Here is a 15,085-nt window from a genome sequence, read left to right as displayed (position 1 = left end):
GCGCAGGAAAGCGTTTCGGTTGACGCTGACCCGCCCGCCGGGGCATGGGCGCGAAGATGACCGACGCCCCTGCCCTCCCCCTCAAGCTGTTCAACAGCCTGACGCGCTCCCTTGAGGAGTTCGTGCCCGTCCACCCCGGCGAAGCGCGCGTCTATAGCTGCGGACCGACGGTCTATAATTTCCAGCATATCGGCAATATGCGTGCCTATGTTTTCGCCGATACGCTCGGCCGGACGCTGACGTTCAAAGGTTATGCGCTCCGCCATATCATCAACATCACCGACGTCGGGCATCTGACATCCGATTCCGACGCTGGCGACGACAAGATGGAAAAAGCGGCCGCGTCGCAGGGAAAGACCGCATGGGACATCGCGGCATTTTACACCGCGGAATTCAAGCGCGACCTGTCGTGGCTCAACGTGCGCGACCCCGTCAAATGGACGGTCGCGACCGACTATGTGCCGCGAATGATCGATTTCGCCAAAAGCATCGCCGACCGCCATTGCTACGAACTCGATAGCGGCCTCTATTTCGACGTCTCGACGGTTGCGGACTATGGCCGTCTCGCGCGCGCCGTCACCGACGACGGCGAAGGCCGTATCGAAGAGGTCGAAGGCAAGCGCCACGCGGCGGACTTCGCGATCTGGCGCAAGACTCCTGCGGGCGAAACCCGCCAGATGGAATGGGATTCGCCCTGGGGCCGCGGCGCACCGGGCTGGCACCTCGAATGTTCGGTGATGGGCGAAGCCGAACTCGGCATGCCCTTCGACATTCACACTGGCGGCATCGATCACCGCGAAATTCACCACCCGAACGAGATCGCCCAGAATCAGGCGTATCGGGGCTGCGGCAGCCTCGATTGCGCAGACCATTCGGGCGCTCGGATGTGGATGCACAATAATTTCCTGATCGATCGCGGCGGCAAGATGTCGAAGTCGACCGGCGAATTTTTGCGCCTGCAACTGCTCGTCGATCGCGGCTACCACCCCCTCGCCTACCGCCTGATGTGCCTGCAGGCGCATTATCGCAGCGAGCTGGAATTTTCATGGGAAGGTCTTGGTGCGGCCTTCACCCGGCTCAAGCGGCTTCGTTATGCAGCTGCAGCGCTCGAGTGCGAAATTGAGCGAGGACGGCGGGAAACGGTGCCCGACTGCCCGGAAATTTTAGCGCTGCGCCGCGAATTCGATGAGGCTATGTCGAACGACCTCAACACGCCGCAGGCGTTGACGATCGTGGAACGGACATTTGCCGCCAAACATCTCAGCAAATGGCAGCGCGCCGACGCCGTTTCCGACTTTGGCGACGTGCTCGGCCTGAAATTCTTCTATGATGTGGCCGCATTGCCTCGAGTTCGCCCGAAGGCCGCCACGATCACCGAAGCCGAAATCAAAGCCATCCTCACCCGCCGCAAGGAGGCCCGCGCCGCGAAGGACTTCGCTACTTCCGATGCGCTCCGCGACGAACTCGCCGCCGGAGGGGTCGAAGTGATGGACGGCGACCCGCTCGGCTGGGACTGGCGGCTGGATAACTAACCGACGCTTCTTCCCATTCGTGTCGAGCGAAGTCGAGACACCCGGAAGGAGCGCGCTATCGAAGGGCATCTCGACTTCGCTCGATGCGAACGGGAATGGGAGAGCAAAGCAATGACCAAAACCGTCACCGTCCTGTCGGGCCTGATCCGTCCGCTCGTCGAAAACCGCCTTCCCGACTGGGTCGAACCGCGTTTCTTCGCGTCGAAGGAGGAAGCGCTCGACCTCGCGCCGCACGCCGAGATCGGCTGGTTCGACATGTACGACAAGAAGGATATGGCGGCCGTCATCGCCGCCGCAACGAACCTCAAATGGCTGAATTCGATCTACGCCGGGGTCGATGGCATGCCGCTCGACCTGCTGGGGCAGCGCGGAACGGTGGTCACCAACGGCGCGGGGATCAACGCGATCACGATCGCCGAATATGTCGTGATGGGGATGCTGACCGTCGCCAAGGGTTATCGCGAGGTCGTGCGTGCGCAGGAACGCCGCGAATGGTTGATGGACTCGCCCGGCAAGGTTGAACTTTTCGGTTCGAAGGCGCTGCTCCTTGGCTATGGCGCGATCGGCAAGCTGATCGAGGAGCGGCTGAAGGGCTTTGCGGTCGACGTGACGGTGGTGCGTCGTTCGCCCGGGAAAAATACGCTGACCCCCGACCAATGGCGCTCCAGACTCGGCGATTTCGACTGGGTGATCCTCGCGGTCCCCGCGACGCCCGAAACCGACGGCATGATCGGCGTCCCCGAACTGGCCGCAATGAAACCCACCGCTACACTGATCAACATCGCGCGCGGCAGCGTCGTCGATCAGGATGCGCTCGCTGCCGCGCTCGATGCGCAGCAAATCGCCTCGGCCTTCCTCGATGTCACCACGCCCGAACCGCTGCCCGAAGACCACCCGCTGTGGAGCCTCGACAATGCGCATATCACGATGCATCTGTCGGGCCGCGCGCAGGACAAGATGTTCGTCCGTTCGGCGCAGCGTTTCCTTGAAAATCTGGACCGGTGGAAGAAGGGCGAAGCGGTGGAGCCACGCGTCGATTTGTCGCTCGGCTATTGACCGGGCTTTTCCAGCACGCCGCGAATCTCCGCCAGCCCGTCGCGGACCGCGTCGAGCTTTGCCTTGCCCAGACGCGTCGCAATGCGCGCCTCCGCCTCGAGGCTGAGCCGGGTCAAGGTGGCGACCGCATCGTGGCCGCGAGGCGTCAGAACCACCAGCTTCGCCCGGCCGTCCGTGGGGTCGGGCCGAATCTCGACATAATCCAGCTTGGCGAGCGCATCGGTCAGATAGGCCATGCTCTGCTTGGTCATGTCCGCGCGCACGGCCAGATCGACGATACGTGATCCCGCTGGATCGAGATGGCGCAGGACATTTGAGTGCGAGGGACGCAGATCGACGAACCCCTCTTGCGCTGCGGCGGCATAGATTTGTTCGCGCAGATTGTCGTAAATCGCGCGGCAAAGCTGGGCGATGCGTTCGCCATCGAGGGGATGCATGTCAGTCATAAAATGGAGTCTTGCATAAGACAGTCTATCTGTCTATAAACCAGAAAGACAGATTAACTGACTAATGAGCTTGACCATGCCGATGAACATGATCGAACGAAATCTTGCCGTGGCGCACGAACATATCGCCAATGAGGGGCTGGACCCCGCATCGGTGATGACCCTCTATACCGACGATATCGTGCTTGAAGTGCCCGGCCGTGGACTATGGTTCGATACAAAGGCGGCGATCGAGGCGAATTACCGGCGCATGTTTTCCGCCCTCGCCGATGTGAAAATCATCCCGCTCGACCGCTTTGCCACCGAAACGCGCGTTGTGGACGACATGATCGTCCGATTCCGGCTGGTTGCCGAGGGGATGGACAACGCGCCGCTGCCCATCGGCTCGCACGTCGAATTGCGGCTTCTCCACGTCTTCCATATGAAAAACGGCAAGATCGCGCGCGAGATCGTCCACGAACAATGGACCAGACTCGACTAGCGCGGCGTCATCCGGGGCGCTCGGCCTTGAGTTCGCGTACCAACGGCTGCAGCCGCTCGTCATATTTGGCGAGCATCGTATGCGCGCCGGCATGGTCGTAAAAGCTCACCAACTCGCGCCCGTTCCAGCGGTGCAGCGCATAGGCGGGGTCTTCGGCGACGATCATCGGGCGATCGTCGGGCTTGTTCTCGTCGATCGGGCGAAGGTCGAGCGACACCTGCGGCGCGGTCGAGGAGCAGATCGCGATCGTGCGCCCCTCCCACGCGACGGTCACCGAGCGGTGAAGGTGGCCGCAGATCAGACCGCGGACTTGCGGATGGCGGCGCACGACCTCGGTAAAGGCCGCGACCCACGGCTCGTCAGGATCGGTATTCATCCACTCGATCCCGCTTTCAACCGGCGGGTGGTGCATGACGATATAGGTCGGCTTGGTCGGCGCCTTCGCCAGTTCGGCATCGAGCCAGGCGGCGCGCCGGTCGCAAAAGGCGCCGCCATGGCGGCCTTCCTCCAGCGTGTCGATCGTCACCAGCCTGAGCTCGGGCAGCTCGATCGCATATTGGACAAAGCCATTGCCGTCGTCGAACCCGGGGAAGCGCGCATGGAAAGCGTCGCGCAGGTCATGATTGCCCACGCTCGGCCAAACCGGAAAGGGGCAGCGCGAAAAGGCGGTGGCGAGGCGGCGATAGCTGTCCTCGTCGCCGCGATCGGTGATGTCGCCGGTTGCGAGTAACAGGTCGGGGCGGTTCGGCCCCTTGATCAGCACGTCGAGCACCTCGTCGAGGCGCTTGCGGTTATATTCGGCCGGATTGTCCGGATCGAACCCGATATGGATATCGGTGATCTGCGCGATCAGCATATCCGCCCCCTGCTTTCGCCGGTCTGGTCCGACGACCCAAAACCCTACCCGCCCCGCCTTGCCGCTTGCAAGGCAGGTGTGCGCCATGTCACTTCGTAAAGGCCCCGCCCCCCGGTGCCTGTGATCATGCTCACACCATAGCTAGCGGCAAGGGGTTTATTTGTGATTGCGGCAGTATTTTTTCTGCGCTGGCGCGGCGGCAACCAGGGTTTGCCGCCGTCCGAATGATATTCGTGGCACATCGCGCAGGGTGAGTCGGTCGCGGTGTCGACCTTCACCAGCCGCGCCCCGCCCTCGCCGACATGGCAGTCGCGGCACTGGCGCAGGCCAGGGACGAGCAGGTCGCTCGACACTTTCGACGCGGGCGCGGCGGTGTGACAGTCAGCGCAGGCGGTTTCCCTGTGCGCGTCATGGTCGAACCAGCCTTTTTGCAGATAGCGCGGCGTCTGCTCGACCGCCGCAACGCGCCAGCCGCGTCCCGCCTGCGGCGCGAAAATGGTGTGGCAGTCGTAGCAGGCCCCGCCCTTGGAAAAGACCGCGCGCACCGCATCCTGCGCGCGGCTCGGCCGCACTGCGACCTCGTTGAAATAGATATTATAGACCTGTCCCTCGGCGTAGGCGCCGGGGCGTCGCCGCTGCATCCCGCCTAGCTGGAGCGGCCGGGACGGCGGAGTCGAACGATAATAGGCGGTGAGGTCGGCGACGACCTGATCGGGCTCGCCATGGCGCAAGGTCCGCGTCACCCCGCCGACGGTCTCGAATGCCAGACTGTGGCACATCGCGCAGTCGCGCTCCATCTCCACCGGCTTGACGCGCACGCCGTCGGCTTCGACGCGGTGGCAATTTTCGCACTCGAGCTTCTTGCCGAAGTCATAGCGACCGCGGAAACTCGCCGCCATGCGGGCAACCCCGCCCGTCGCCTGTAAATGCAGGTCGTGGGGGAATTTCAGGCCGTTGTAATCGACCATTGCCTTGCCCGGTGCGGCACGCGCCAGCTTCGCTCCAGGCGCGGCGCGGACGAGCGGACGAAATTCGGGGTGTCCGGTGCCGAAATCGGCCGCGTCGGCCAGCATCGTCGGATGCCCCGCTGCTTTCAGCCGGCCCTGCATTCCCTCATGGCAATCGGCGCAGAATTTCTGCGGCGTCGCGGCCATCGGTCCCGCGCCCTCATGCTCGGTATGGCAATCGACGCAGCGACCCTGCGGCTTGTTGAAGGTCTTGGCAAAGCCCGCGAGAATCTTCTCGCCCACCCCCGGCGGGTGCCGCGCGGCGAGCAGCATCGCGGTCGGGGCATTGGCGTGCGCCATGCTCATCGCCCTATGCTCGCCGGTGTGGCAATTAACGCACGCCTTGTCGGTAACCGCGACGAAGGGCTCGACATGGCACGACTGGCAATCATTCTTCAGGCTGGCGTGCGCGCTCGACAGCGGCCCCGACAGCCAGGCGCTGTCGGCATGATAGCCGTCGGGGCGCTCGTTGACTTGTCTGTAGCTGTACCACGCCCAGATCGGCCCGACCAGGAAGGCCAGCAGCATCACCGCGGCGAACAGCCATGCCCCCATGCGCTTGCCGAGCATCACGCCCTGCAACGAGAAGGCCCTGGCCTCGTCAACGTCTTTCGACGATTGCGACAATTCGTCGATGCGCTCGACGAGCAGAATGATCTTGTCATCCTCGCGCGCGATCGTCAGCCGGTGCCCGCCGAAACGGAGCTCGCCGCCCGCCGCGCTGTCGATGTCGGCGAGAGTCTCTGTCCGGCCATTGAGCTCGAAGCCCAGCCCCTCCTGCGCCGCGACGCGCACCACGCGCCCGTCGGCGCTGCCGATCGTCGCATGATGCGGGTTCACCGCCAGATCGGCGACATGGATGCCGTTGTTGCCGTCACGGCCAAGCGTGATCGTGTCGCCGGGCAGCGCCGCATCGCGGATGATCTGCTTACCCGTCTTGGTCGTCGAGATGCGACGCAGGATGAAGCTCATCGTCCCCGCCTCACCAATAGAAAAAGACGCTGATGATATGCGCCGAAAGCGCCGCGATCAGCGCAAAGGTTAGCGGCACATGCACATAGAGCCAGATTTCGAGCAGCCCGCGAATCCTGAGATGCTGGCGCAGCCGTGCCAGCGCCGCCTCCTTTTGCTTGAGCAGCCCGACGACCTTCTCGCGCGCACCGGCATCGCTGCTGCGCGACAGCGTGAGCGCGCGCAGCGCCGACGATGTCGCGCAATTCGGATAGCGTCCCGACAATCGCGCGGCGATCCCGCCCGCGAACGGATCCTCATCGAGCGCCGCGAGCACCGGCGCGGTGTCTTCGGGCGTCAGCGGCTGCGCGGCACTGTGCAATTGCCGGTCGAAGGCGCGGATCGCCTCGAGCATCTGCATCTGCGTCATCTGTTCGCGATTGTTCGATAGCGCCTGCGGCAGCGTCGCATAGACGATGACGCCGTAGAGGCCCGACAGGATCACCAGCATCATCAGCGCCCACGCCAGCGTATGGACGTTCCACCCGAGCTGGAAACCCGTGTGCCAGGTGCCGACGACGATCAGACCGAGGCCAAGATAGACATGCGCCGAGGTCCACGCCTTCAGCGACCAGTGATCGCTCGTCATCTTGCGCTTGCGGTAGCCGAGTGCGGTGAGCCACAGGATCAGCAGCGCGCCAATCGTGCCGAGCGTATAGCCGTACCAGCTGCCGCCATTGTGCCGCGGCCTCACGTCGACCAGCGCGTAAGACACGATGATGAGCAAGCAGAGCCCGCCCGAAATCTTTGCCCAGCGGAACCCCGCATAGCGCAGGAACCCTTCGTGCCGTCGCTCGCGAACGCGCTCGACCTGTGTCGCCTTGTTGCGGCGGCCCAAAAGCCTTCTGGAAAACGGGCTCGCCATCAGTCGGTATCCTCGTCGAGCCGCGCGATCGACAGGAATTCTTCGGGCGAAACGCGGATCGCGGCCCCCGTCGGGCACGCACGCACGCACGCCGGGCCGCCGGCGATGCCCTTGCACATGTCACATTTGACCGCGATTTTCTTGGGCTTCTCGTCGCCCAATTGCTTCTTGGTCCATTTAGGCGACGGTTCACCCGGCCCGGGGCCGAAACCGGTGAGCAGCCAGCGCAGCAGGCTCGGTTTCGGCGGTGGCGCCGCCTCCATGCGGATCACGCCATAGGGGCAATTGCGCATACAATTGCCGCAGCCGATGCAGCCCGGCTCCATGAACACCTCACCGTCGGGGCCGCGGTGGATCACGTTCGGCGGGCAGTCGGCCATGCAATGCGGATGCTCGCAGTGGCGGCAGCTCGTCGGCACATGCAGATGCGCGAAGGTCTTCCCCGCCTCGCGGTCGAGCCGCGACAGGCCCTCATGGCTGTCGGCGCACGCTTTCTCGCAATTGTCGCAACCAACGCACAGATTCTCGTCGATCAGCAACGCATCAGTCGCCTCGCCCAGCCCCTCCTTCATGATGAAGCTCGCGGTGTCTGAATAAAGATCGACCGCGCTCGAATAGGTCGCCTTGCGCGATTCGATGAAGTCGTTCATCGCCGCGCGCTCGGCAACTGCCGCCTCGGTCGCTTCGCGCACCTGCGGCCGCGCGGCGAGCATCTTGCGGAAACTCTCGCCGGTCAGTTTGATAATCTCGCTGCCGACGGCGGCCTTGACCGTGGCGTTGCGCGGCTGCCCGCTCAGCACCCCCATTTCGCCGAAGAAGCTGCCCGCGGGCAGGTAGCGCAGGAAGATCGATTTGCCGCCGATATCCTTTTCGACGACCATCGAGCCCGACCGGATGACGTAAACATCGTCGCCCGGCTCGCCCTCGGTCAGTACGACCTTGCCCGCGGACACGCGCTCGACTTCTGCCGTCTCGACGACCGGCGCCAGATCCTCGACGGTCAGCCCGCCCTTGAAGATTTGCAGCAATTGTCGTTCGAGCGAGATGCGGTTTATCGCGCGCTTCGCGCCCGGCACCGCCGCCATCAGCTTCAGCGCCGCCGTGCGCGACACTTCGACAAAGATGCTGTCGGCGCCGGCGCGGATCGTCGCGCCGCGCTTGCGCCCCGAAATCAGCCCGACCTCGCCGAAAATAGACCCCTGTTCGATCGGCACGGTGACGTCCACCGCGACCTCGACCTCGGCATGGCCGTCGGCGATCGCGAACAGCGACGATCCCGGCTGGCCCTTTTCGAACACGACCTCGCCTTTGCGGTAAGAGGCGACCTTCGAATCGAGCATGAATTCGCGCATCTGGAGCGGCGACACGTCGGCGAAAATGCTGACGCGCTCGCGCAGATAGTCGAGCCATTCGCTCACCGATTTCTGCTGTGGCAGGCCCGCAAAGATCGCCGCCAGATCCTTTTCGTCGGCGGGGGTCAGGGCGGTATTGCCGCCCAGGAACTCGACGACATCATAACCCTGGTTCATGCAATGCTTGATCAGCGGATAGCCCGCGAGCGCACCGATCACGAAAATGCCGGGAACCGTCGATTCAAACGTCGGCGACAGCTTGGGAAAGGCTTCGCGGTCGGGCCCCGTAAACTCGATCCCCATCGACTCGACGAAACCGCGCGGCGCAACCGACCCCAGTCGCGCGACGATGACGTCGCAGGCAATGCGTTCCTCGCCATCGGGCGTATCGAGCGTCAGCCAGCCGGGTTCGACCTTCTTAGGCTGAGTCTCGGTGCGAATGCTCATCAGGCCGTTTTCGCCTGCCTCCATCATGTCGGAAACATTCTTGGCCTTGGCGCGCGCGAAATCCTTCGACCGATTGAGGATGGTGACCGTGTTCTCCAGCGCCTCTTCGGCGACGCCGAGCGCATTTTCGATCCCCGCATCGCCCGACCCGACGACGGTGATATGCTTGTCCTTGAAATCCTCGGGGTCGTCGACCTGATAGATGATGTGCGGCATGTCGGCGCCCTCGCAGCGCATCCGGTTCGGATTGCCCTGCGTGCCGATCGCCAGCACGATATTCTCGGCATGAAAGACGTCGCCCCTGGCGGTCTTGATCGCGAAAGCGCCCTTCTGCCCCGTCACCTCGGTGACGTCGGCATGTTTGACGACGTTGACCTTGTTGTTCGCGGCGTCCTCGTCCCAATTGCCGAGGATATATTCGCGCGCGCCTTCGGCGAAGCGGCAATCCGATCTGAGGTCGAGCCGTTCGGGCGTCGCGAGGACGCGCTTGCCCTTCTGATATTTGAAGATCGTGTCGGAGAGATGGTCGGTCTTTTCGAGCAGGACATGACTGAGCCCGAGCTGCCCCGCGCGCGACGCCGCGCTGAGCCCCGCGGGGCCCGAACCGATGATCGCGACCTTTACGCGATCGGGGGGGACCGGCTCGCTCATGCGGTCCCGCCTCCGCAGCCGAAGCGAAAATGCGCGATCAAGATATTGGCGAACGCATGCGCGGGCATCCCATTCCCCCTTATCGCTTACCCCTAAGCGACATAACCATGGATGCGACCCGGACTTATTCTGTCCTTCATCGAGCTATGCCCTTGATAGCGGGAAAAGGTCAACCGGGGAGGCAAAGCTGCGAGACGTTCGCAACTAGGCGCCGGTAGGGATGAGATAGAATGGCCGGTTTCGACCGATTGCGGTCTTTAATCCTCCCTGTGGCGCAGCCATGGGGAGGATATTCCACCCCTCGTCATCCCGGACTTGATCCGGGATCCATCGCGGCGTCGAAGTCATGGACCCCGGATCAAGTCCGGGGTGACGAGGGGGGAGCTGACAGTGACGGCTCTCCACCCCAAAGCCGACATCGATCACGCCAGTTCGAACATCTCGGAAATGCGTTGTGGCGCGCCCGGCTCGAAGCGCGACCAGCCATCGGGGCCGAGCTTTTCGAGCGGGCGGAAGCGCGCCTTGTACGCCATGCGCGCCGACCCTTCGATCCAGTAGCCGAGATAGACATAGGCCAGCCCCGCGCGCGCCGCGCGCTGGACATGGTCGGCGATGATATAGGTGCCCAGCCCCTCGCGCATCGGATGATGCGCGTCGAAAAAGCTGTAGATCATCGAAAGCCCGTCGCCCTGCCGGTCGGTCAGGCAACAGCCGACAAGGCGGCCCTTGCTGCCGTCGGCGGTCGGCTCGCGATATTCGATCATATAGCTGTCGACCGGAGTCTGCTCGACCATGTCGGCAAAATCCTGCTCGTCCATGTCGGCCATGCCGCCATCGGGATGGCGCGAGGCGAGATAGGCGCGCAGCAGCGCATATTGCTCTTCGGTCGCCCACGGCTTGCACGCGGTCGCGACCAGGTCGCCGTTGCGGCGCAGGTTGCGCTTCTGCGAACTGCTCGGCGCAAATTCGGCGGCGCAGACGCGCACCGACACGCATGCCGAACAATCGGCGCAACTCGGGCGATAGGCGACCGACTGGCTGCGCCGAAAACCGATGCGGCCAAGCGCATCGTTGAGTTCGTTCGCCGTGGTGCCGCCGAGTTCGGTGAAAACCTTTCGCTCGGTCTTGCCCGCCAGATAGGGACAAGGTGCGGGGCTCGTCACGAAAAAGCGCGGAAAACGGAATGGTGCGGACACGCGGAAAAGACCTCCGGACTAGCGATGCGGAGCCCCCCGACGCGGGTCCGACGCCCTATTTGCACCAACTATGCCGCGCGCCGTCAATGGTGCAAAGTGCATTTACCATTTTAGTCCGTCCCGTTCTGAATCAACGGGAAAATTTTGTGAATCGGCCGGTAACTTTTGTGCCGATTTGAATCGATCTTGATCCTCCCTGCGGCGAAGCCGTGGGGAGGGGGACCATCCGAAGGATGGTGGAGGGGCGGCGACGTCGCGCCCATTAGCCCCTCCGTCAGCGCTTTGCGCTGCCACCTCCCCATGCCTACGGCACAGGGAGGAATGCTACTCAGCTGTACCCGCGCAGTTCGTCGCCGGTCAGCGTTGCGACGTGAAGCACATTGGTCGACCCCGGGGTGCCGAACGGCACGCCCGCCATCATCACCAGCTTCGCGCCCGCCTTGCAGATTCCGTGACGCAGCGCCATGCGCTTGCCCTTGGCGATCATCTCCTCGAAGCTGCCGATGTCCTTGGTCGGCACGGCATGCGCGCCCCAGAGCAGGCCCATGCGCCGCGCCGCTTCGCGCTTCGGCGTCAGCACCAGCAGCGGCGCCCCCGGTCGCTCGCGCGCGACACGCCGCGCGGTCGAACCCGATGCGGTGAAGCAGATGATCGCATCGGCGGCGATCGTCTGGATGATCGTCCCCGCCGCCTCGGCGAGCGCGTCGGCGGTCGTCGCGTCGGGCGCGGTCTCGGTGAAATGCAGGCGGCGGTAATAATCGGGATCGCTTTCGACCGAGCGCGCGATCGAATCCATCATGGTGACAGCTTCCACCGGCCAGGCGCCCGCCGCGGTCTCGGCCGACAGCATGATCGCATCGGCGCCGTCGTAAACCGCTGTCGCAACATCGCTAACTTCCGCGCGCGTCGGCGACGGCGAGACGATCATCGATTCGAGCATCTGCGTCGCAACGACGACGGGCTTGCCCATGCGCCGCGCGGTCGCGACGATCTTTTTCTGAAGCGGCGGCACCGCTTCGGGGGGCAGTTCGACGCCCAGGTCGCCGCGCGCGACCATCGCCGCATCGGCGAGCTCGAGGATTTCCTCGATCCGCTGCACCCCCGACGGCTTTTCGAATTTCACGAGCAGCGCCGCCTTGCCGCCGATCAGCCGCCGCGCCTCGGCGACGTCCTCGGGCCGCTGGACGAACGAGAGCGCGATCCAGTCGACACCCTGTTCGAGCGCGAAGGTCAGGTCCTTGCGATCCTTTTCGGTGAGCGCGGCGAGCGGGACGACCACGTCGGGGACATTGACGCCCTTGCGGTCCGAAATCTTCCCGCCGACCTCGACCACCGTCTCGAGCCGGTCCGGCGACACGCGTTTGACGCGCAGCACCAGCTTGCCGTCGTCGATCAGCAGGCGTGTATCGGGCTCGGCCGCCGCGAACAATTCGGGGTGCGGCAAATGGACACGCGTCGCGTCGCCCGGCGTCTTGTCGGTGTCGAGGACGAATGACTTGCCCTTCACCAGCTCGGCCGGACCGTCCTTGAACGTCCCGACGCGCAGCTTGGGTCCTTGCAAGTCGACGAGGATCGTTGTCGGGCGGCCGGTGTCCTTTTCGAGCGCGCGGATCGCGGCGATCACCTTGGCGTGACCTTCATGGTCGCCGTGGCTCATATTGACGCGAAAGGCATCGGCGCCCGCGCGATGCAGTTCGGCGATCATCTCGGCATTCGCACTGGCCGGACCAAGCGTCGCAAGGATGCGCACCTTGCGTTGGCGGGGGGTAAAGCTCTGAACCACACATGCTCCGACGATTGGGGACGTTAGGGCAATGCCGCCTTGATGCGGTCAAGGCAACAACCGTATAGCTATTCAATCATCAAAGGAGCCAGCATGTCCTGCAGCGACGATCAGACGACCGGGAACGACGCCCTCGACCAACTCGACGACGCGGCCGCCGCCGCGGCTTTCCGCCGCCTCGTCCGCCTGCTCCAGCACCGCAGCGACGCCGCAAACATCGACCTGATGGGCCTCGCGGGCTTTTGCCGCAACTGCCTTGGCGACTGGATCGCCGAGGCCGGCGACATGGACAGGGAAACGGGTCGCGCGATCATCCACGGCATGCCGACGGCGGAATGGAAAGCGCGCTATCACACTGCCGCCACCCCCGAACAGCTCGCGCGGATGGAAGAAAGCATGGCGAAGAATCCCTGACCTCGCTAGGGACGCGCCGAGGCGATTCTCGCCACCTCACCTTTCATCCCAGCGGAGTATAAAATGAGCGAAGCCACCGTGTCCGACGAACAGCTGCGTCTTTTCATCGAACGCATCGAGCGTCTGGAAGAAGAGAAAAAGGGCATCGCCGACGATATCCGCGACACCTATAACGAAGCGAAATCGCAGGGTTACGACCCCAAAATCATGCGCCAGATCGTGCGCCTGCGCAAATTGCCGCCGCACGACCGCAAGGAAATGGAAGCGATTCTCGACGTCTATAAATCGGCGCTCGGCATCGACTGACGCCAATCCCTACCGCAGCCAGGAGAGTGACGATGTTCAGCACCACGACCAACACTGTCGAAGGCCATCCGGTCCGCGAATATCTGGGCATCGTCACCGGCGAGGTGATCGTCGGCGCCAACCTGTTCCGCGACCTGTTCGCGAGCATCACCGACATCGTCGGCGGCCGTTCGGGCAAATATGAGGATGTCCTCGCCCGCGCGCGCAAGGAAGCGATCGCCGAGATGGAAGCCGAAGCCGCGCGCCTCGGCGGCAACGCGGTGGTCGGCGTCGATCTCGACTATGAGGTGCTCGGCCAGAATGGTTCGATGCTGATGGTCAGTGCCTCCGGAACGGCGGTGATGCTGGGGTGAGCGTCGATATCCGCCCGGCGACATCGACCGATGCCGCGCGATGCGCCGAGATTTATGCACCCTATGTGACGGACACTTGGGTCAGTTTCGAACGCGATCCGCCCGATGCGGTGGAAATGGCGCACCGGATAGAGGCGTACGCAACCAGCCATGGCTGGCTGGTCGCCGAGGAGGATGGTAAAATTGCGGGATATGCCTATGGCTCCCCGCACCGCACGCGAGAGGCCTATGCGACCTCGGCCGATGTTGCGATCTACCTCGATGCGGCGTTCGCCCGCGCAGGAATTGGACGGCGGCTTTATGAGGCGCTGTTTCCAATTCTGAGCAATCGCAATGTCCACGCAGTCTTCGCGGGAATTGCCCTGCCGAATGGGGCCAGCATCGGCTTCCATGAGACAATGGGCTTCACTCCGGTCGGAATCTACCGCGAAGTCGGTTGGAAAATGGGCAGCTGGCGCGATGTCGGGTGGTGGCAGCGGTTGCTTTGACGTTCGGTCCTGATGTAAGCGCGCCTCCAGTTCCTCCCAGCCGTAAAGAAGAGAGCCATGGCCGGCCATAGTAAATTCAAGAACATCATGCACCGCAAGGGTGCGCAGGACAAAAAGCGCAGCAGCCTGTTTTCGAAGCTCAGCCGCGAAATCACGGTCGCCGCGAAGATGGGACTGCCCGACCCCGACGCGAACGCGCGCCTGCGCGCCGCGGTCAACGCCGCCAAGGCGCAGTCGATGCCGAAAGACAATATCCAGCGCGCGATCGACAAGGCCGCGGGCAATGACGGCGAGAATTACGAGGAAATCCGCTACGAGGGCTATGGCCCCGGCGGCGTGTCGCTGATCGTCGAGGCGCTGACCGACAACCGCAACCGCACCGCGACCAACGTCCGCACCGCCTTTTCCAAAAATGGCGGAAACCTCGGCACGTCGGGTAGCGTCAGTCACGGCTTCGACCGGCTCGGCATGATCAGCTACGCCGCAAGCGCCGGCGACGCCGACACCGTATTCGAAGCCGCGCTCGACGCGGGCGCAGACGACGTCGAATCGTCCGAGGATGGTCACGACATCTGGACGAGCGTCGACAGCCTGCACGAAGTCGCGAAGGCGCTCGAAGCCAAGCTCGGCGAGGCCGAGGGCGTCAAGCTCGCGTGGCGTCCGACGCTGAAGAGCGAGGTCGCCGACGAGGCGGTCGCGCAGACGCTGTTCAAGCTGATCGACACCCTCGACGACGACGACGACGTCCAGACCGTATGGGGCAATTACGAAATCCCCGACGCGGTGATGGAAAAGCTTGGCTAAACGCCAAAATCCGTTCGCATCGAGCCAAGTCGGTATA

The 15,085-nt window shown here is 63.7% G+C and carries 15 protein-coding genes; 8 read left to right on the top strand and 7 right to left on the bottom strand.

The window, feature by feature from the left end; genetic code table 11:
* The first annotated feature begins 56 nt into the window (after positions 1–56).
* A complete protein-coding gene (gene cysS / locus HDC35_RS15215; RefSeq protein WP_184648227.1) occupies positions 57–1,532 on the top strand; it encodes a cysteine--tRNA ligase in 1,476 nt (491 codons plus the stop codon).
* Between the two features lie 111 nt (positions 1,533–1,643).
* On the top strand, positions 1,644–2,588 hold the full coding sequence (locus HDC35_RS15210; protein ID WP_184648226.1) for a D-2-hydroxyacid dehydrogenase: 945 nt from the start codon (positions 1,644–1,646) through the stop codon (positions 2,586–2,588).
* Here the strand turns inward: HDC35_RS15210 and HDC35_RS15205 are convergent.
* Positions 2,582–3,034: a MarR family winged helix-turn-helix transcriptional regulator gene (locus tag HDC35_RS15205; RefSeq protein WP_184648225.1), complete on the bottom strand. Its 453-nt coding sequence runs from the start codon at positions 3,032–3,034 to the stop codon at positions 2,582–2,584. The two genes, HDC35_RS15210 and HDC35_RS15205, sit on opposite strands and share 7 nt — an antisense overlap.
* 76 nt (positions 3,035–3,110) lie before the next feature.
* On the opposite strand from HDC35_RS15205, the gene HDC35_RS15200 reads away from it, so the two are divergent.
* Entirely contained in the window at positions 3,111–3,515 is a 405-nt protein-coding gene (locus HDC35_RS15200) for a nuclear transport factor 2 family protein (protein ID WP_184648224.1), read from the top strand.
* A 7-nt stretch (positions 3,516–3,522) separates the two neighbouring features.
* On the opposite strand, the gene HDC35_RS15195 is transcribed toward HDC35_RS15200, so the two are convergent.
* The 6 genes from HDC35_RS15195 to pyk form a co-directional block, all read right to left on the bottom strand.
* Entirely contained in the window at positions 3,523–4,371 is an 849-nt protein-coding gene (locus tag HDC35_RS15195; RefSeq protein ID WP_184648223.1) for a phosphodiesterase, read from the bottom strand.
* Positions 4,372–4,415: 44 nt separating this feature from the next.
* Positions 4,416–6,350: a cytochrome c3 family protein gene (locus HDC35_RS15190; RefSeq protein ID WP_184648222.1), complete on the bottom strand. Its 1,935-nt coding sequence runs from the start codon at positions 6,348–6,350 to the stop codon at positions 4,416–4,418.
* 10 nt (positions 6,351–6,360) lie between these two features.
* The gene (locus HDC35_RS15185) at positions 6,361–7,254 is read right to left on the bottom strand and encodes a hypothetical protein (RefSeq protein WP_260397776.1); all 894 of its coding nucleotides are present in this window, start codon (positions 7,252–7,254) and stop codon (positions 6,361–6,363) included.
* Complete coding sequence (locus HDC35_RS15180; protein WP_184648221.1) at positions 7,254–9,704, bottom strand: cyclic nucleotide-binding domain-containing protein; 2,451 nt, start codon at positions 9,702–9,704, stop codon at positions 7,254–7,256. Before HDC35_RS15180 ends, HDC35_RS15185 begins: the two co-directional genes overlap by 1 nt.
* A 422-nt stretch (positions 9,705–10,126) precedes the next feature.
* Entirely contained in the window at positions 10,127–10,900 is a 774-nt protein-coding gene (locus HDC35_RS15175) for an arginyltransferase (protein ID WP_184648220.1), read from the bottom strand.
* A 328-nt stretch (positions 10,901–11,228) separates the two neighbouring features.
* Positions 11,229–12,683: a pyruvate kinase gene (pyk, locus tag HDC35_RS15170; RefSeq protein WP_184648219.1), complete on the bottom strand. Its 1,455-nt coding sequence runs from the start codon at positions 12,681–12,683 to the stop codon at positions 11,229–11,231.
* Positions 12,684–12,776: 93 nt separating this feature from the next.
* Between pyk and HDC35_RS15165 the strand changes: the two genes are divergently transcribed.
* The 5 genes from HDC35_RS15165 to HDC35_RS15145 all read left to right on the top strand — a co-directional run bounded on the left by HDC35_RS15165 (position 12,777) and on the right by HDC35_RS15145 (position 15,048).
* Positions 12,777–13,097, top strand: coding sequence for a DUF1244 domain-containing protein (locus tag HDC35_RS15165; protein ID WP_184648218.1), 321 nt, complete (start codon positions 12,777–12,779; stop codon positions 13,095–13,097).
* A gap of 63 nt (positions 13,098–13,160) precedes the next feature.
* Positions 13,161–13,403: a DUF2312 domain-containing protein gene (locus HDC35_RS15160; protein ID WP_011540653.1), complete on the top strand. Its 243-nt coding sequence runs from the start codon at positions 13,161–13,163 to the stop codon at positions 13,401–13,403.
* Between the two features lie 32 nt (positions 13,404–13,435).
* Complete coding sequence (locus HDC35_RS15155) at positions 13,436–13,756, top strand: heavy metal-binding domain-containing protein (protein WP_184648217.1); 321 nt, start codon at positions 13,436–13,438, stop codon at positions 13,754–13,756.
* Entirely contained in the window at positions 13,753–14,244 is a 492-nt protein-coding gene (locus HDC35_RS15150) for an arsinothricin resistance N-acetyltransferase ArsN1 family B (protein ID WP_184648216.1), read from the top strand. The genes HDC35_RS15155 and HDC35_RS15150 overlap by 4 nt, the downstream gene beginning before the upstream one ends.
* Positions 14,245–14,301: 57 nt before the next feature.
* Entirely contained in the window at positions 14,302–15,048 is a 747-nt protein-coding gene (locus HDC35_RS15145) for a YebC/PmpR family DNA-binding transcriptional regulator (protein WP_184648215.1), read from the top strand.
* Positions 15,049–15,085: the final 37 nt, after the last annotated feature.

The sequence above is a fragment of the Sphingopyxis sp. JAI128 genome (genome assembly GCF_014207235.1).
Classification (GTDB): domain Bacteria; phylum Pseudomonadota; class Alphaproteobacteria; order Sphingomonadales; family Sphingomonadaceae; genus Sphingopyxis.
This window is presented reverse-complemented; position numbering and strand designations above follow the sequence as displayed.